The organism is Streptomyces sp. Rer75, assembly GCF_013414305.1.
Classification (GTDB): Bacteria; Actinomycetota; Actinomycetes; order Streptomycetales; family Streptomycetaceae; genus Streptomyces; species Streptomyces himastatinicus.
Window position 1 is genome coordinate 3,594,079 of the sequence record NZ_CP058693.1, and the last position, 17,372, is coordinate 3,611,450.

Annotated in this window: 14 protein-coding genes and 1 pseudogene; 6 read left to right on the forward strand and 9 right to left on the reverse strand. The window is 66.8% G+C overall.

Features of this window, described 5'->3' with window-relative positions; genetic code table 11:
• Window positions 1-393: 393 nt before the first annotated feature.
• The 3 genes and pseudogenes from HYQ63_RS15310 to HYQ63_RS15320 form a co-directional block, all read right to left on the reverse strand.
• Window positions 394-2,160, reverse strand: coding sequence for an ATP-dependent helicase (locus tag HYQ63_RS15310; protein WP_179934321.1), 1,767 nt, complete (start codon window positions 2,158-2,160; stop codon window positions 394-396).
• Window positions 2,157-4,136 (reverse strand): ATP-dependent endonuclease, encoded by a 1,980-nt coding sequence (locus tag HYQ63_RS15315; RefSeq protein ID WP_179934322.1) that lies wholly within the window; start codon window positions 4,134-4,136, stop codon window positions 2,157-2,159. The genes HYQ63_RS15310 and HYQ63_RS15315 overlap by 4 nt, the downstream gene beginning before the upstream one ends.
• 169 nt (window positions 4,137-4,305) lie before the next feature.
• Window positions 4,306-4,652: pseudogene (locus HYQ63_RS15320) on the reverse strand (transposase family protein); the annotation flags it as partial.
• 212 nt (window positions 4,653-4,864) lie between these two features.
• On the opposite strand from HYQ63_RS15320, the gene HYQ63_RS15325 reads away from it, so the two are divergent.
• From HYQ63_RS15325 to HYQ63_RS15335, 3 genes are all read left to right on the forward strand, one after another.
• Window positions 4,865-7,405 (forward strand): helicase HerA domain-containing protein, encoded by a 2,541-nt coding sequence (locus HYQ63_RS15325; protein ID WP_179934323.1) that lies wholly within the window; start codon window positions 4,865-4,867, stop codon window positions 7,403-7,405.
• A gap of 301 nt (window positions 7,406-7,706) precedes the next feature.
• Entirely contained in the window at window positions 7,707-8,672 is a 966-nt protein-coding gene (locus HYQ63_RS15330) for a bifunctional lysozyme/C40 family peptidase (protein WP_179934324.1), read from the forward strand.
• Window positions 8,673-8,786: 114 nt separating this feature from the next.
• Window positions 8,787-9,281, forward strand: a complete 495-nt coding sequence (locus HYQ63_RS15335; protein WP_179932104.1) for a hypothetical protein — start codon at window positions 8,787-8,789, stop codon at window positions 9,279-9,281.
• On the opposite strand, the gene HYQ63_RS15340 is transcribed toward HYQ63_RS15335, so the two are convergent.
• The 4 genes from HYQ63_RS15340 to HYQ63_RS15350 all read right to left on the reverse strand — a co-directional run bounded on the left by HYQ63_RS15340 (window position 9,247) and on the right by HYQ63_RS15350 (window position 12,534).
• On the reverse strand, window positions 9,247-9,918 hold the full coding sequence (locus HYQ63_RS15340; protein ID WP_373689088.1) for an IS5 family transposase: 672 nt from the start codon (window positions 9,916-9,918) through the stop codon (window positions 9,247-9,249). The genes HYQ63_RS15335 and HYQ63_RS15340 overlap by 35 nt on opposite strands.
• On the reverse strand, window positions 9,810-10,595 hold the full coding sequence (locus HYQ63_RS44670) for a hypothetical protein (protein ID WP_373689089.1): 786 nt from the start codon (window positions 10,593-10,595) through the stop codon (window positions 9,810-9,812). The genes HYQ63_RS15340 and HYQ63_RS44670 overlap by 109 nt, the downstream gene beginning before the upstream one ends.
• The gene (locus HYQ63_RS15345; protein WP_257231865.1) at window positions 10,595-11,689 is read right to left on the reverse strand and encodes a hypothetical protein; all 1,095 of its coding nucleotides are present in this window, start codon (window positions 11,687-11,689) and stop codon (window positions 10,595-10,597) included. Before HYQ63_RS15345 ends, HYQ63_RS44670 begins: the two co-directional genes overlap by 1 nt.
• Before the next feature lie 146 nt (window positions 11,690-11,835).
• Window positions 11,836-12,534 carry a haloacid dehalogenase-like hydrolase gene (locus HYQ63_RS15350; RefSeq protein ID WP_179934326.1) on the reverse strand — a complete coding sequence of 233 codons (699 nt, stop codon included), beginning with the start codon at window positions 12,532-12,534 and terminating at the stop codon, window positions 11,836-11,838.
• A gap of 236 nt (window positions 12,535-12,770) precedes the next feature.
• On the opposite strand from HYQ63_RS15350, the gene HYQ63_RS15355 reads away from it, so the two are divergent.
• Window positions 12,771-13,376 (forward strand): XRE family transcriptional regulator, encoded by a 606-nt coding sequence (locus tag HYQ63_RS15355; RefSeq protein ID WP_257231866.1) that lies wholly within the window; start codon window positions 12,771-12,773, stop codon window positions 13,374-13,376.
• 14 nt (window positions 13,377-13,390) lie between these two features.
• Window positions 13,391-13,858: an NUDIX hydrolase gene (locus HYQ63_RS15360; protein ID WP_179934328.1), complete on the forward strand. Its 468-nt coding sequence runs from the start codon at window positions 13,391-13,393 to the stop codon at window positions 13,856-13,858.
• A gap of 110 nt (window positions 13,859-13,968) precedes the next feature.
• Here the strand turns inward: HYQ63_RS15360 and HYQ63_RS15365 are convergent, their stop codons facing one another.
• Window positions 13,969-14,742, reverse strand: coding sequence for a hypothetical protein (locus tag HYQ63_RS15365; protein WP_179934329.1), 774 nt, complete (start codon window positions 14,740-14,742; stop codon window positions 13,969-13,971).
• A gap of 609 nt (window positions 14,743-15,351) precedes the next feature.
• On the opposite strand from HYQ63_RS15365, the gene HYQ63_RS15370 reads away from it, so the two are divergent.
• A complete protein-coding gene (locus HYQ63_RS15370) occupies window positions 15,352-15,777 on the forward strand; it encodes a hypothetical protein (protein ID WP_179934330.1) in 426 nt (141 codons plus the stop codon).
• Between the two features lie 1,124 nt (window positions 15,778-16,901).
• Here HYQ63_RS15370 and HYQ63_RS15375 read toward each other — a convergent pair.
• The gene (locus HYQ63_RS15375; RefSeq protein ID WP_218929564.1) at window positions 16,902-17,195 is read right to left on the reverse strand and encodes a hypothetical protein; all 294 of its coding nucleotides are present in this window, start codon (window positions 17,193-17,195) and stop codon (window positions 16,902-16,904) included.
• Window positions 17,196-17,372: the final 177 nt, after the last annotated feature.

A 17,372-nucleotide genomic window follows, 5' to 3' on the forward strand; every position in this document is an offset into this window, starting at 1 on the left:
GCCCCTGACTGCCGTCCGGGATCCGAAGGCATCTGCCAAACTGAAGGCCGCCCCGACACTCCGGCTGACTGATGCGATCGACTGCCGGAACTTCTTCACCTCGGTGTTCAGGGGCACGGCCGAAGCCGCCGCCGGGTATGTGGGCCAGCCAACGCCGAAAGTGGGAAGAAGTGCCGCGTCTGCTGCTGGGCCTTCATCCTTCGCTGGCCAGGAAGCCGCCGAAGCCTTGAGCGGCAGCTCAGGCGGCGATTCCGGGTATGGCGCGGGCGCGGTGGATGAACTCGCAGACCCGCGTCAAGCCCGGCGGGCCCTGCGGACGGGCTTGGCAGGCACTACCCGAGGATGCCCACGGATCGGTGGCCGAGCTCCCGAGCAAGTCAAGAAATTCCCGATTTACACCGTAATGTTCGGAACGCCCTTGGCATCGAGCATCGAGGCAACTCGGGCGGTGTGCTTCTGGTGAACTGCGCACACGAGGAGCCGCTGGGCACGTGAGCCAGCGACATAGAGGACACGTCGAGCCTCGGTGTTGTGGTCGCCTTCCCAGTCGTCCAGGACCGTCCGCTCGGTTACGCGGTTCACCCGCAGCCTGTCCGGCAACACGAGCACGACTCCAGGGAACTCCATGCCCTTGACGCCGTGGACCGTGGAGTAGCGGATCGAGGGGCTGTTGCCGAAACTGGCGACGCCGGCCCAGGCCCCCTCGGACGGCGCTTTGAACAGGTTGCCCAGGTCGCTGGAGGTCGGGGCCGACATGTTGCCCCAGTCGGCCGTCTTCAAGGTGTCGCGCACCGAGGCAGCAAAGTCACCCCGGGTCTTTCCTTCAGCGTCGAGGCCCAGGGCCAGTCGTACCGCGAAGTCCTCCAGCCACCGCGGATCGACACCGACCTCTTCGCAAACCGAGGCAAAGCTGTGGTACTGCATTTGCCGTCCCACGGTCAGCGCCGCCAGGATGGACCGCTGGACTTGGTCGACGACTTTCTTGCGAGTCTTGGGGTCGGTCTCCCGTGACCGGAGTTTGGAACCGGCGATTGCGATGGCCAGCACCCGGTTGTTCCCGCCACCATCCAGGCTGACCGCTCCAGCCGCCTTCATCCCGTGGGCCTCGGCATGCGACAGGACAACGAGGTCATCCGCGACCAGCTTGTACTGCTCGGCGATGTCCAGCGCTGTCGGCACGATCTGGTCGAGCGCTGAGAACTCGATCAGGTGGACCGGGGTCTGCACTATGGAGTGCTCTCCGCGAGCTGTCTCGACGAGTTGGCCAGACCTCAGCCCGCTGTTGAAGGCGACGATGGCCGGTGAGCTGCGCCAGTTGTCTTCGAGCTTGAGCTGGACGGGCAAGCTGGCAGCGAACTCCTGGACGGCGGCAGGTGTCGCGTTCCGGAACTCGTAGATCGACTGGTCGACGTCGCCGACCATGACCACACGGACGCCGCAGTCACGAAGGAACTCCAGGATACGAAGCTCTTCCCGGCCGCAATCTTGAGCCTCGTCCACGATGACCTCGGCGAAGCGAGCCGGAAGCAGCCCTTTAAGCAAGGCCCGCTCTTCGGCGCTGTGGAGCCAAAATGCGGCCAAAACGCGGGCCGCCTCACAGGTGATCGTTCCGGCTCTGAGGAGCCGACCAAAGATGTGCGAAGCGTTGGCTTCCGCTTCCTGCTTGCGCTGCGCCAACATTCGGTGCGCCCCAGCATCCCCGAAGTCCTGCGGCACTCGGTTCAAGTTGAGGTGAGCCCGACCATCTGGATCAAAGTCGAACCACTTCAGCTCCAGATTCTTCGTCCGCCCCATATCCCGCAGGCGAAAACTCGTACTGGCCACGTCTTGCCAGGACTGCACGTAGTTCGGTTTCCGGTTGTAGGCCTTCACGTACAGCGGGGTGACGATGAATCGGTGGATAAAGGTGTCGAACGTGCCCACGAAGTGGGGCGCCCGCAAGGCCTCCGCCTGACTGCCGCAGCGACGTCGGACCTCGTCCACCGCGGCGTTGGTGAAGGAGATCAGGGCGATTCCGCGTCGGGGTTCCTCGGCGGTCCGTTTGAGGAAGCGGGCGACCATGGCACGGGTCTTGCCAGCCCCAGGACAGGCTGCTGTGAAAAGGCTGGCTTCGGCATCGACGAGCGCCTGCTGGCCGTCGGTGAGCTTCAACTCGTTCAACGTGCCTCACCTGAAACGTCCCCCAGTACGCCTCGGATGGCGTCGTCCAGGTACTGAGGGGCCTCGAAGTTCCCTCCGTTGGCGATTGCCAGGGCCACGTCGTGCGCGAACTCGCCCTTACCGATGAACTTCTTGTGCTTGCGGAGCTTGAGGTAAAAGCCCCAGGGACCGCCCCGATCGTTGTCGAGGATCTCCTTCCACTTCTTCTTGGAGTTCGGCTTCTGCTTCAGGAAGGCTGCCCTGAGCAGTGGCTCATTGACCTCCGGCCCGAGGAGATCGGCCTCAAGTGTGTGCGGAGCTTCAGCGACGATGAGGTGCTCGGCGGCCCCAATCGACTCAGCGTGGGAAGTCAGCCGGTCCTTACGGTTGTTCACCGCGGTGTCGTCATCGTCGTCTTCCGGCTCGTCCTCGCCAGCTTCAGCGTCCGCTTCAGGCTCATTCCCCGTTGGGGTAGCGGCCGTCGGCTCCTGGGACTCGCCTTGGCCGTCCTCGGACTTCCCTTCCTCGGTCTTCTTCTCCTTGGGGATGTCCGGGTCGCCGTCGGTGATGACGGTCAGCTTGTCCAGCAGCCGGCACCCGTTGACTTCCGACAGCAGCAGCGTGATGTACGGGGCGAAGTCGACACTGCCGACGTTGATGATCGTGACGCTGTGGAAGTCCCGGCGCTGTTTGGTGTTGTCCTCACCACCGAAGACGCAGTGGCGGGCAATCACTGGCAGCAAGACCGCCTCAGCGATGCCTTCGACGAGGATGACCCGGCGGGCGAAGAGCAGGCCGGCCCGAGTGGCATCGAGATACTGGTTGATTTTCCGTCGCTCGTTGTCAGTCAGGGCGAGCTTGGCCAGCGGGAGCGCCTGGGTCTTCCGGCGCAGGATCTCCTTCTCCTCGCCCTCCTCGTCCTGGACGGTCTCCTTGTCCACCCGCGTGCGCAGTGCCACGACGTTCTCGATGCCGACGCTACTGGCCAGGTTCGGTGAGTGGGTGCTGGCGATGACCTGGATGCGTCCGGCCGGCCCTTGGGCGTCGTCCTTGAGGGAAGCTTCGGCCTGTTCCCGAAGGTAGTCCAGCAGGACGGCCTGGAGCTGCGGGTGGAGGTGAGCCTCGGGCTCCTCAACGAGGAAGAGCGTCAGCTCCATGTGCTGGGCGTTGCGTAGTTCCAGGATGACCGTCGCGATGAACAGCAGGTTGGCGTAGCCCAGCCCCGACTCGGTGAGGTCGGCTGGCCGGATGCCGGCCTCAGCCATCTTCACCCGCAGGCTGCGTGCCAGGCGATGCAGCTCATACTCGGCGAATGTGACCTCAACTGTCTGCCCGCGGACAGAGTCGGTCAGCTCCCCCAAGTGGCCCTGGATCTCCTTGGTCGTGGCGGTCAGGACGGGATGTTTCTTGAGCTCCGTGAACGAGTCGTTTGCCTGCGCTCGGAACTCTTCCTGCTCGTCTTCTTCGGTGAGGTAGCGGATGATCCGTAGGAGCCGGTTGCCGTCCGAAGAGTCCAGCTCGCGCTGCGCGTCTCTAAGCGGCGCCAGGTAGACGTGCGCGATCTGCTCGCGCTTTTCGGGCTCGGCGTCTGGCCCATCCACCGGACCCGCGGTCACGGTCGGACGCATCTGCTGCCGGACCATGTCCCGCTTGTACATCGTCGTGTACGCGGCCTGGTTCGATTCCACGTCGAGTGCGGTGATGTAGTGAGCACGCTGAGCCGTCGACAGCTCGTCGTACGTTGCGCGGAACTGAGCCTCGTGGCCTTCGCGGCCGTGGGAGAGGTCGACCTCATCGAACCAGCGCGTGGCCCGGCGGTTCAATGGTGTAGTGGCCAGCCGGAGCGCTTCGATGACGTTGGACTTACCGGAGTTGTTCTCACCCACGAGCAACGTGATGCCGGGTTGGAAGTCGACCTCGATCTCATAGCACGACCGGAAATTCTTGATACCGAGTTGCCGCAGGTACATTCCGGCTTTCGGCTCATCCTGGCTCACTAACGCGCCCCCGCTAATCCATGAAGCCACACAATCGGTCACCCGCACCATGGGTCACCTAGAGCAGCTCCTGTGCACTCTGTCACATGACCCGCACTGCGTTCAGATGAACCAGCAAGTAACACCAAGTGGCTTTAGTCACGTTGCGTTGCTACGGTCTTGCAGGTCATCAACCTAGCCTTATGGCCTTGCTGTTGGGGCTGTTGTGCAGGGCGATGACTCGGGCTTGGAGGGTTGCGAGGGCGGCAGGTGGGGCGATGTCCAGTGGGATGCTGTTGCCGTGCGCCTCGAGCAGTCTCCTGATCTTTAGCAGGGTGCGGTGCATGGCGGCCCGGCTGCTGCCGAAGAGCACGGCAAGGGGTTCGCGGCCAGGTTGATGCGCAGATACAGCACGGCGGCCAGAACCTGGTCGGGGAAAGCGAGCCGGCGCGGGCGGCCGCATCTGGTATCGCCGTCCGTGGCCAGGGTCTGGGTCAGCTCGTCCAACTGGCGTGGGGACAGTCCGGTCAGTGCGGGTCGAACAGCAGCGTTCCGCTCGTGGCAGGCCGAGGTCGACGCCGAACGCCAGGCCCATCACCAATCGAGGGCACGCCCCAGTCTGCGGCTGATCACTGGCAACCGGCCGGAGAGCCGGACAACGCAGAGGAACTGCGTGCATCCCAGCACCGAGACCGCGCCGCCTGACAGCAACTCTCCCCTGACTCCCTCCTCGTGAAAGGTCGCATGCCATGCATCGCCCCGCTGATCTCGTCCTTCCCTCCCCGTTGTTCCTCGCCGCCTCTTCCGACTCAGAGGTGCCGGATTCCCCGATCGGGGACTACCTGCGCGACCCTTCCGGCGCGATGCACGCCGTACTGGCCCACATCCACAGGTGGGTGCTCGCCTGGGCATGGATTGCCGGTCCTGCCGCGGTGGCCACTGCTGTGACGCTGGTCTGGGGGCGCTGGTGGTGGCTCCGTCGCTGCCGTCGGCGTCTCGCCGCTGACGCGCGTGTCGTTCAGATCCTGCCCCCGCCGATGGTGGACGCCGCAGGGGCAGCCGCGCTGTGGGCGAACCTGGTGGGTCTGTTGCGTCCGGCCTGGCGCCGGTGGCTGACCGGCCAGCCACACCTGGCTTTCGAGTACCTCTTCGACCGGGAAACCGTGCGCCTGCAGGTATGGGTGCCCGGCCAGGTCCCGCCGGGCATGCTCGAGCGGGCCATCGAGTCCGCCTGGCCCGGCGCCCACACCCGAACCACCCCTGCCGCCGCACCCCTGCCCATCGCACCGCCGCCGGGGCAACGACTCCTCACCGCCGCCGGCGAACTGCGACTGGCCCGCAGCGAGGCCCTGCCGATCCGTACCGATTTCCCCGTCGACCCGGTGCGCGCTCTGCTCGGTGCACCGACCGGCTTAGGGCCGCAGGAGCGGGCGGTGGTGCAGGTGCTCGCCCGGCCGGTGACCGGCCACCGGGTGAAGAAGGCCCGCCGGGCAGCCCGGCACGCGCGCGCTGGACAGTCGGCCCGGCCGATCAGCAGCCTGCTGGACCTGCTCACCCCCGGCCTTCGACCCCGCCCACGTGCCCGGCAGGGCGCCACGACCCTCGACCCGCAGACTGCTCTGGAGATGGCCGCCGAGGACCGCGTGATCGTGGCCAAGCAACGCGGCGCCCCTTACGAAACCCGCATCCGCTACGCGGTCACCAGCACGGCTCTGGACCATGCATCGGCCGACGACCAGGCGAAGGTACGAGACCGAGCCCGCGGCCGGAGCCACGCCATCGCCTCCGCATTCGCCGCCTTCACCGAGCACAACTACTACCGCCGCACCCGGCTGCACGCCCGCCGCGCGCTACCCCACCTGGCCGAACGACGTTTGAATAAGGGCGACTTACTGTCGATCCCGGAGCTCGCCGCGCTGGCGCACCTCCCCTGGGACGAGACGGTCGCCGGCCTGCAGCGGGCCGGGGCACAGGCCGTGCCGCCCCCGCCCGGCGTCGCGACGGCGGGAGCGGCGGTGCGGCCGATCGGGCTGACCGACAGCGGCCATCGGCGCCCAGTCGGGTTGCGTGTCCCCGATGCCCGGCACCACCTGCACATCCTGGGCGCCACCGGCTCGGGCAAGAGCGAGCTGATGGCACGGATGGTCCTCGCCGACGCCGAAGCCAGTCGCGGCGTGGTCGTCATCGACCCGAAGGGCGATCTGGTCAGCGACCTGCTCCAGCGGCTACCAGTCGAGCTCGGGGAGAAAGTGGTGCTCTTCGACGCCGACAGCAAGACCCGCCCGCCTGTACTCAACCCCCTGGAAGGAGCAGACGGACCAAGCACCGTCGACAACCTGGTATCCATCTTCTCCCGCGTCTACGCCGCCTCTTGGGGACCGCGCACCGACGACATCCTGCGCGCCTCACTCCTGACCCTGCGTGCCCAGCCCGGGACCCCGACCCTGACCGACCTGCCCAAACTGCTGTCGAACACCGCATTCCGGCGGCGGGCCACCAGCCAGCTCGACGACGAGATCCTCAAAGGCTTCTGGACCTGGTACCAGGACCTGTCCGCCCCCTCCCGCGCCCAGGTCACCGCCCCACTGATGAACAAACTGCGCGGCTTTCTTCTGCGCCCGTTCGTCCGCCAGGCCCTCGCCGGCGGTTCCTCCACTGTCGACATGAACGACACGCTCAACGGCGGGATCTGCCTCGTCCGCATCGCCCAGGACGCCCTCGGCGCGGAGACCGCGCACCTGGTCGGTTCCATCATGGTCGCCCGCACTTGGCAGGCTGCCACGGCTCGCGCCCGGATCCCCCAGACCCAGCGACACGACGCCTCTCTCTACGTCGATGAGGCGCACAACTTCCTCCACCTGCCCTACTCGCTGGGCGACATGCTGGCCGAGGCCCGCGCCTACCGGCTGTCGATGACGCTCGCCCACCAGTACCTGCGCCAGCTCCCCAAAGAGCTGGAGGAGGGCATCAGCACCAATGCCCGCACAAAGATCATCTTCAACGCCAGTCCAGAGGACGCCCGGCATCTGGCCCGCCACACAGAGCCGCGGCTGACCGCACACGACCTGTCCAACCTCGATGTCTTCCACGCCGCGGTCCGCCCCGTGCTCCACGGAGCCGAAGCCCCCGCCTTCACGGCAGTCACGGAAAAGCTCCCGCCCCCCGTACGGGGACGGGCCAAGCAGATCCGAACCGCCGCTTCCCGCAACGCCCGGCCGAAGTCACGCGCCATGGCACTCCATAAGGGTCTAGATGCTTCTCCCCAGGTCGACCCTCGCCGCACGACCTGACATCCAGCCCACTTGGGGCCCACGCCCATTCGACCGGCCACCCACAGCCTGGCCCAAGTCACTCCCGAGGGCCTCTGCGCATTACAGATCTGGCGGTGACCATTTCGTGATCAACAGAACCGCTCCTCAGCGCGCCCTGCACAGCCACACGACAGGGCACCGCTCCAAGCACCCCACAACCACCTTCGACAGCGTGACCACCCCCGACCGTCACACCGATCTCTCCCCGGCGCCTTGGCTCCCCTCAGATGCCGAGCCGACAGCTCCGGCTTCATCATTCATCGCGGCCCAGAGGTGAGCCATGGCCAAAATCGGCACTGCAATCCTGGGAGCGATACTCCTGGTCATCACTCTGGCCGCGGCGGGAGCAAGCAGCGCACTGTCGGTCCTCGGCGGTAGCGGCGGCAGCCAGCCCAACCGCACCGCCCTTGCCGACATACCGCCCAGCTATCTCGCGCTCTATCAACAAGCGGCGACAACCTGTCCCGGGCTGAACTGGTCGGTGCCGGCCGCCATCGGCAAGGTCGAGACCGACCACGGCCGATCCACCCTGCCGGGGGTACACAGTGGCTCCAACAACAAGGGAGCCGAGGGCCCGATGCAGTTCCTTCGACCGACCTTCGACGCGACCACCGCCAAGCACCCGATACCGCAGCGGGGAACACGAGCTCCCTCGCCGTACAACCCACGCGACGCGATCTACACGGCAGTCGCCTACCTGTGCGACTCCGGCGCCCGAGACGGACGCAACCTTCACCAGGCGATCCTCACCTACAACCCCGCCGAATGGTACGTCTCGAAAGTCCTCGCTCAGGCGCAGGACTACCAAAGCACCTCAAGCCTCGGCGGCACAGCGAAGGCAAATCCCTCCGCCCGCGAAGCGATCAACTACGCGCAAGGCCAGCTTGGACTCCCATACGTATGGGGAGGCAACGGCCCGGCAGAGGGGGATACGGGATTCGACTGCTCGGGACTGACCAAGGCTGCCTACGCCGCCGCAGGCATTTCCCTGTCGCGCACAGCCGAAGAGCAGTTCCGGACCGGCCCCCAGGTCGGCAAAGGTCAGCCGCTGATGTCTGGCGACCTCGTCTTCTACGGCAACCCTCATGGGGGCATTCACCACGTCGGTCTCTACATCGGCGACGGCAAGATGATCAACGCACCGAACTTCGGCGAAAAAATCAAGATCGCACCCTATCGCTACGAAGGCGACGACTATGCCGGTGCGACCCGACCTGCAAGCTCCGCCTCCAGCAGCTCTGCCTAAGAAGCCGTTGTCTTTCCGAGCGTGACGGGTGCGTTTCTGCTGGTCAGGTGTAGGTGGGGTGTTTCGGCGGCAGGGACGAGGTGTCGTGTCGTCCTCTTCGGTGGAGGTGCCGGGATGCCGTCGGTGATGGGGTTGCTGGAGGAGCGGGAACGCGCCGCTCGGGAGCGGGTGGAGGTTCTCCAGGCCGAACTGCAGGAGGCCGAGGCTGTGTGGCAGCGGTTCGTGATCGCCCGTGAGACGGTGGGCGAGGTTCTGGCGGAGCCTCGCGGCGGCGCGGATGCGCCGTCGGCCGCGGTGGCCGGCGGAGAGTCGGTGCAGGTCACGGCGGCTGTGCCCGGTTCGGTGGTGCCGCACTGGCGGGAAGGGCTCGCCCCGACGGTTCTCGCGCCGGACTACCAGCGGATCATGGATGTCCTGGCAGATGGGGGCGGAACCGGCAGGGGAGCGATGGACTGCCGTCAACTCGCGGTGTCCCTCGGGCTGGAGCCCGTCCCCGCGAAGGTCGAAGGGGTGCGGTCGAAGGCGAAGCGCCTGACCGCGCGGGGGTGGCTGGCGGAGGAAGATCCGGGACTGTTCAGCGTGCCCGTCGCACGAGCCGGCGGCTCATGACCATGCTCATCGACCACCGGATCACCGCTTCCGAGGTGTCGGTGCGCGTCTCGTAGTCGCGGGCCAGGCGGCGTGAATGCATCAGCCAGGCGAACGTGCGCTCCACCAGCCACCTCTTGGGCAGCACGGTGAAACCGCTGGAGTCGTCGCTGCGTCTGACCACGGTCAACGCGACGCGCAGGACCTCGCGGGCGAAGTCGACGAGCCGCCCGGTGTAGCCGCCGTCGGCCCACACCCGCGTAACACGCCAGTGCCGCTCGTGCAGGCGGGCCAGCAGAGTCTGGCCCGCGTCCCGGTCGGTGACCGAGGCCGCGGTCACCATCACGGCCAGCAGCAGTCCGAGAGTGTCCACCAGGATGTGCCGCTTACGGCCGTTGACCTTCTTCCCGCCATCGAATCCCCTGGTCGCGGCAGGCACCGATGCGGCTCCCCTCACGGACTGCGCGTCGATGATGCCGACCGTCGGCTCCGGGTCCCGGCCCGCATCCTTGCGGACCCGGTCGCGCAGCCGGTCGTGGAACTCGGCAGTCAGGCCCTTGTCGCGCCAGCGCCGGAAGAAGGCATAGACGCGGTCCCACGCGGGGAAGTCCGCGGGCATCGCCCGCCAGGTGATGCCGCCCGCGACCAGGTAACGCACCGCGTCGACCATCTGCCGGCGAAGTACGAGCGGAGTTCGTTGTCGTCCAGCCCTCCGAGCAGGGATGGCCCACCCATGCGGAAGCCGTTCACATGCACAATAGGGAGTACGGCAGATCGGCCCGGTGTTCTGTGCGCGAGCCAGGAGGCCGAAGTCGTGGGAGTCTCGCACTCTCCATCGCCGATCACCGGAACGACAACCCTGCCGGGGGCGTCCAGCGCGGCCCCCTGGGCGAACGGGAGACAGCCGCCAAGACGTCCGCCGAGAAAGGAACCCGCTGGAAGCGCCGGGGTGACTTCGGCGCCCAGGCCCTCGACATCAGGGAAGGACTGGGACAGGCATCGCAGCCCATCAGCGTCCGGCGTGAAGTTGGGGCGCAGTTTGCCGAGCTCACCCGTCACCCAGGCCGCAGAGAGCTGGACGACGCCGGCGTGACCAGCTCCGAGCAGCGGCACCAGATCCACGTCCCGTTCGAGATACCCAGCAGCAAGGGCGACGTGGGACAACGCCCATGCGGCGCCGGGAACGGTTCCCCAGTGGCCCGACGGCTGTTCCTTCACGTGTTCTGCGGCCAGCGGCTGCCGGAGCGTGACGTTGTCCCGCAGATGGAGTTGGCACACCGAGGCGTAGCAGATGGCCCTCCACAGGGCGTCGGCCAGAGGAGCGTTGCCCGCCATCACGCGCCGACCAGGGTCTCGCCAGCGAAGGTGAAGTACCACAGCGGGCGATAGCACTCCCAGGCCGCCGGGCGTAGCCCCATCGGTTTCAAGATCTTCTCGATCTCCGTGCGGGCTTGCAGGTAGTACTCCAGTTCCTGGGCACCTGAGGCGCGAAGGCCGGCCATGATGCGGTTGTGGGCCTGGTAGACCTGGAAGTTGGGAAACTCGGTCACGTAGGGCGCGAGGGCCTCGACACCGCTGCGCAGGGCGTCGAAGTCATCCAGTCCCACGATGTACGTGAACGAACTCCCGTGGCCGGCGGCCACCGCTCGCCTCAGTACCTCGGGCATCCAGGTGGATGTCAGCTCCGCCTTGCTGGCTTTCAGCAGCAGGTCGCGGCGGGTGAAGCACTCCGCGGTGAGCCGGAGCACGAAGGGCCCTATGTCGGCAAGCTCCTCGAATGCCTGCTGAGTGTGCAGCACCGAGGTGAGGAAGCCGAGACGGGCTTCGACGCCGTACTCGACGAGCACCGAGCGCAAGGCCCGCAGGTGTTCGATGGCCGCGGGTTCCCGCTCGAAGCATCCCGTTGAGACGGTGACCTCACGGACCTCCGTAAGGTCCCGCCTCGGGTGTTGCTGCCCCAACGCGGCGAGGAGTTCCCGTAGGTCCTGTTCCTCCGACAGCCGCGGGTCTGCTGCCGCCTCCAACGTGTTGGGGCAGAAGGCACACCCGACGCAACGGCTGCGTGCGTTCGGGTTGAGCGTCAGAGCGGTGCCGTTGTCGCGGAAGTAGCCACCGACTGCCTCGTCGGCATCGACACGCTCCACGATGCCGACCGGGACACCCCCCAGCAACAACTGCCCGTCCTCCACCAATCGGAACGGTGACTCCTCGGCGTTCAGCGGGACGATGAGCTGCCAGGGCACCGAGCGCGCGCTGTCCAGTCGAACCTGCAAGCGCGCGCGGTGACGCGGGGCCTCCCCGTTGATTCCGTGGAGGTTGACCGCGATGAGCAGGGCGTCTTCCACAGGCACCCGGTAACGCTGCGCGAGTCGCTCTATGCCCGCGAATGTGGACGTCGCGCTCGCTGGTCCGCCGAGTAGTGCTGTCACGGGCGTGCTCCATCCAAAGGTCGGAGTGGGATGGCTCGTCGGCGGAGCGCGGGGGCAACTCCGCCGACGGCACGCAAGAGATTGCCGTTGCACGGCAGGACGGCGAACTACGCGCCGGGATTTTTGGCGGACGTCCCGGGACGTTTTCAGGCGGCGCCGTGTTCCAGCGCCCGTAGGTGACGCACCAGTGCTGCGCCGTCGGTGAGGTCGGCGAGAACCGTGTCGGCTCCGGCTTGGCCCAGTTCATCCGCGCTGTGTACGCCGGAGGCCACCGCGATGATGTGCGCGCCGGAGTTCAAAGCAGCGCCGACGTCACGCGGGGTGTCCCCGATGAGGACGGTGGGTGTGTCGAGCGGAATGCCATGAGCCGCATGGACCCGCTTCCGAGCGACGTCGACCAAGTCAGCCCGATCAGCTGCGTCTGCGCCATAGGCTCCGCACCCCATGTCGAGCAGCCCATCCAGTCCGAAGGCCCTGAGCTTGACCCGGGCATTCGCCTGGATGTTGCCAGTCAGGACTGAGGAGATCATTTTGGGCTCCGCCGCCACCGCCGTCAGGGCCTCGCGGGCACCAGGAAGATCGCGGCCGCGACGGGCAAGTTCCGCTTCCCGTGCAGCGCCGGCGGTCTCCAGCGCCGTAAGGATCCGCTCCCATGTTGGCAGTTCCAGCCCGTGATCCCGAAACATCCCGCCTAGGATCAGCCGGTCGGTCCGGCCTTCGGTACGAGCCGGATACACCGCGGCACGGTTGGCAGCGCTCTCGAAGGCGGCGGCATAGATCTCCTTGCTGACGCCGGAGTTCTCAATGAGGGTGTGGTCGATATCCCACAGCACGATCAGCGGCACCGGGTCAGCGTAGGCACACGAACAGTTCCAGCCACAACCACGTGCGCCACGTCCAACGCACTTGCGATTCGCCGCCGCACTCGGGTTGGCTTTGCGGAGTGAATGAGCGACTGCGTTCCGCGCTCGTCCAACGGCGCCTGACCGTTGAGGAAATGGCCAGTGCCTGCGCCGTGGACCCCAAGACTGCGAGTCGGTGGGTTGGTGGCCGAGTGCCCCACCGACGGCACCGCTGGACGGTGGCAAACCTGCTGGGCGTCGACGAGGCATACCTCTGGCCCGAGAACGGGCAGGGGACCCAGCGGCTGGGTTCAGACCGCACGGAGCTCGTCGACACCCACCCCAACCGAGCCAGCGTCCCGCGCGACCTGTGGCTGTCCCTCCTCCTGGGAGCGATGAAGCAAATCGACGTGCTCGTCTTCTCGGGTACCTTCTTCGCACAGACGAACCCGCACATCGCGCGGATGCTCCAGGAACGAGCGCAGGCAGGCGTTCGCGTGCGGCTGTGCTTCGGCGACCCGAACGGGGAAGCGGTCCGCATCCGGGGACGTGAGGAGGGCATCGGAGACACGCTCGCGGCCAAGATCAGGGCATCCCTCACGTACTACCGTGACCTCGTCGGTTACCCGGGCTGCGAGGTGCGCCTTCACGACACCACGCTGTACAACTCGATCTTCCGATACGACGACCACCTCATGGTCAACCCCCACATCTGGGGCCAGCCGGCCAGCGCCAACCCGATTCTCCAGCTCCGCCAGACAGATGGTGGGGAGTGGTTCCAACGGTACGGCGACAGCTTCGAGGCCGTCTGGACGACCGCGCGCCTTTGGACGCCCGACCAGTAGGAGTAGCAACCACCGTGGGCAGGACCGAGTACTACCACGACCCCAAGGCCCCCAAGGCCAACACCCTCATCCCCGCCAGCAACATGCTCGTGGTCGACGACGAAGGCGCCGTTCTCCTCCAGCGACGCCGCGACACCGGCCAGTGGGCCCTGCCCGGCGGTGCCCAGGACATCGGCGAGAGCCCGGCCCAGTGTGCGGTCCGCGAGTGCCAGGAAGAGACCGGAATCGTCGCGGAGATCACCGGCTTTCTGGGCGTCTACTCGAACCCGGCGCACATCGTCGCGTACACCGACGGCGAGATCCGGCAACAGTTCGAGGTCGTGTACATCGGCCGCCCGGTCAGCGGCGAGCCCACGGTCAACGATGAAGCGGACGGCGTGCGGTGGGTTCACCCGGACGACCTGCACACGCTCGACATCCACCCGAGCATGCATGAACAGATCGGCCACTACCTGGCCGGGACGTACCCCTATCTCGGGTGACCGCTCACCTTCACAGCTCGATACCGGGCTCGGCCGCAGCCGGTCAGCCGGACGATGGGCCTTGGGTGGGCTGGTGCGGCATCTGACGGACGTACCGCAGTGGTCGGCCGTCAGCTGGTCTTGTCGCGGGAGGGGTGGGTCGAACGAGGGCGTTGGAGGGACTCGCACAGCGATGCTGTCTCCGGGCTGGGGTGTTCACCGAGTTCGGCGAGGGTCGTGGTGAGCAGAGCGAGGGTGCGTGTGACGGCCTCACGATGACCAAGGCGCGCCTGGAGGCGTGCGATTTCTTGGTAGATGACCTCGTTGTATCGGTCGAGCGTACGGGCGCGCTCCAGCAGGTCGAGGGCCTGCTCCGGGTCGGTCTCGTCGATCGTGTGGGCCAGTGCGCTGTAGGCATCCAGCACGTCGCGGCGTAGGGACTCTCGGGGGGCTTCAATCCACTCACCGTTCACTCCTTCCGCGAGGTCGCCGAGGTAGAGCTCGTCGAGACGTTGCACGGCGACGAGTCGGTGCTCGGTGCTGTGGTGCGGTCGAGTGGCGTCAAGGATGTCGTTTGCCTCCCATAGGTCGACGCTGACCTGGTCGCGATCGAGGGCGTAAGCGCCGTCGTCGCGGCGAGCGATCACATCAGTGAGGGTCCCGTGGGTTGCGGTGCGCAGAGCCCGGCGAAGTTGGCTCAGCGTCGCATGGAGGGCGTTGTGCGGACGGTCAGCGGGGGCTTCCGGCCACAGGAGGGAGGTCAGGGTTTCCCGTCGCGCGCCCTCGGGATGTAGTGCAAGGAAGGCTAGGACTTCGCGCTGCCGGGGTGCGAAGGCGCTGGTGATGTCTTCATGGTGGTCGCCACGGCGATACGTCGTTCGGAGGTGGCCGATGACGTTGATCATCAACGGAACGTATGGTCGCGTAGTGCTGGCTGGCGAGGGGTTCTGCTGTTCGCCCCCGTCGGAGGGTTTCGGTGGGTTGTGAGGCGGCGCGTCTGCCCATCGCTGATCGCGTGTGCCGGTGTCGCGTGGCGGCTCGGGGAACGGTGAGTTCGTCTCCCGAGAAGTATGCGGATCGGGAGGCGAGGATGTATGGCTGCCCGGTTCGGACCTCGGCGCGGGCCGTGGGCCAGTGTCGCTGGGCTGGGCGTCGCCGGTGCGGCGGGGGTTCGTCGACAAGGAAGCAGGAGAGTCTGTTGGCCCGCAGGGTGAAGGGGCGGACTCCATCCGGGAGGCGCCATCTGCTTCTGGTGGGGGACGCACTTCTGTTTCGGTCGGGGCCAAACGTTGTGCGCGTGGGGCAGGGGCGTCAGCTTCGCTGAGCAGACCGAGCAGGGCCTGGCTGTCGGGAGATGGCAAGGTGAACAGCCGTGCCTCCGCTAGAGAGTTGGCCGGAGGCCCGCTGGTTGCAGCAACGGTGCCGTCTGAGCGTATGCGGGCCGTTTCTCCGGGGCGCCACTGTCCGAGGAGTACTCCGGCCAGGCCAAGGCTTGAGCCGTTGTCCAGGATGGCTTGCAGGCGTCGCTGGAGATGTGCGACGGGTGTGGCCGCCAGCACGAGTTCTTCCGAGCGGGGGATGTCGCTCGTAGTAGCGGTGTCTTGGCGGGCGCGGGTGAGGAGTTCGGCTTCCATCCTGTCCAGCGCCGCATCCAGGTTGTCGACGATGTGCAGTCGGCTGAGTTGCGGTTGCAGTGGGGCGTTCTCGCCGACCAGCAGGTGGACGTCCTGGGCGGGGATGAGGATGACCGTGGCTGGCCGTGGGCTGTGTCGCTCGGCGAGCAATGTGATGATCAGGGCACGGAAGGCATCGAAGGCTCCGGGGCCGACCAGCCCGAGGCCGCGGGTGCGTGCCAGATCGAGGGCGCGGGCTTGGCCGTCTTTGGTGGCGATAACCCGTTCTGTCCTCGGCGGAGCAGTCAAGACGGGGTGTTCGCCTGAGGCGGCTTCGTGTGTGGGGCCAGCAGACGGGGTGTGTGTGAAGTCTGGGGTGTCGGTGAAGAGGCGTGCTTGGTCGTTGGCGGCGCGGAGGGCGCGAACGGTGGGAGTGAAGACGAGGTCGTCACGCCGGCCGCTGCCAGGGTCGTAGTGCATGCGGCGACGCCATCGCACCGAGAGACAGGCGGCGGTGATCAAGGCAGCCAGGCCGAGGCTGACGAACGCCCCCGTGGGCAAGGAAATCCCAGGCTCGGGATTGGTTTGGTGGGCGGGGTCGTTGGCGGTGCGTGAGGGGGGTCGCGGCGTGGACGGAGCAGGTTGAGTGCTTGGTGCCGCCGGCGTGGTGGGGCGGGGAGAAGGGTCCGGGCTCGCGGGCGAGTGGTCGTCGTGGCCGGGTCGGGGGTGTCGAGGCGTGTCGGGGAGGCGAAGAATCCAACCAGGACGAATGAGTCCTGGCGTGGTCAAGGCTCGTCCGTCCGGCTGGGGATGGCTCTTGTTGAGAATGTAGATCTTCGGCCACAGGTGTCCATCGCCTAGTTCTCGCTCCGCGATGCGCCACAGGCTGTCGTAGATGCCGTCGTGTGGCGGACGTACCACGATCGTGGCCGGCGCGACCTGCGGGGTCTGGGCCTTGGGGCTTGATACCAGTGGGGCCGGTGCTGGCGAGCTGAGAGTGGCCGCGGAGTGGTCGGCCACGGTAGTGGCCTGGGTGGGGGTGCCCGGGAGGGTGGATCGGCTGGTGGCGAGTGTCAGGACAATGGTTCCCACGAGTGCGGTGGCCAGGGCGTGCATTGGATCCGTCGGACGTATCTGCGGCCACGCGATCGTGTGCGCGATGTCGAGGGTGGCGCGGGCAACGTCGAGGACGAAGACGGCCCACGTGGGCCACAGCAAGCACGCCAGGCTGTTGAGGAGGAAGGAGGTGCTCAGCGGCGTGAGCAGCAGGTCTTGGACCTCGCTCCAAGTGGCCAGATGATCCGGCAGCGGCCAGCCGATGAAGCGCACCAGCCCCCAAGGGGTGCCAACCACCAAGGTCAGGAGAAGGAGTGCGGCCAGCAGAGCACGGACTGCTCGGCCGAGCTGACGCAGCCTCTGGTGGCAATCAGGTTGGGCCATATCCGCGTCTCTCACTGTCCGGGTGTGTCGACGCCGTGGCGAGGGCGGGCGGTGCCGGCCCCGGTCACGGTCAGCGTGTCGAGGCCGGCCACTTGGAGCAGTTGCGTGGGCTGTTGCACGGTGATGGCAACTGTCACCGTCTGATCGGTGACCGTCACGGTGCCTGCGTCACCGTTGGTGGCAAGGTAGCGGTGGGCCAGAACACGAGCCTGATCAGGTTGGAGGCGCACCGTGCCGTCGGCCCGGTAGGCGTCCACGTCGATTGCCTGGGCACCGGCGCGGGCGGCTTCCTGTGCATTGCCCAAGGCACGGATCTTCGCAGCGAGGGCCAAACCGCCGTCGAGGGCTAAGAAGCCGTTGCCCTATCGATCACGGTGATCACTGGTTCGAGTGCAGTGACTCGGTTGGGTGATCTCCAGCCGAAGCAGGCATGAAAGCAGGGCCTCCTGCCCAGCTCGGGATTGCTGAAGTCCTTCGAGCGT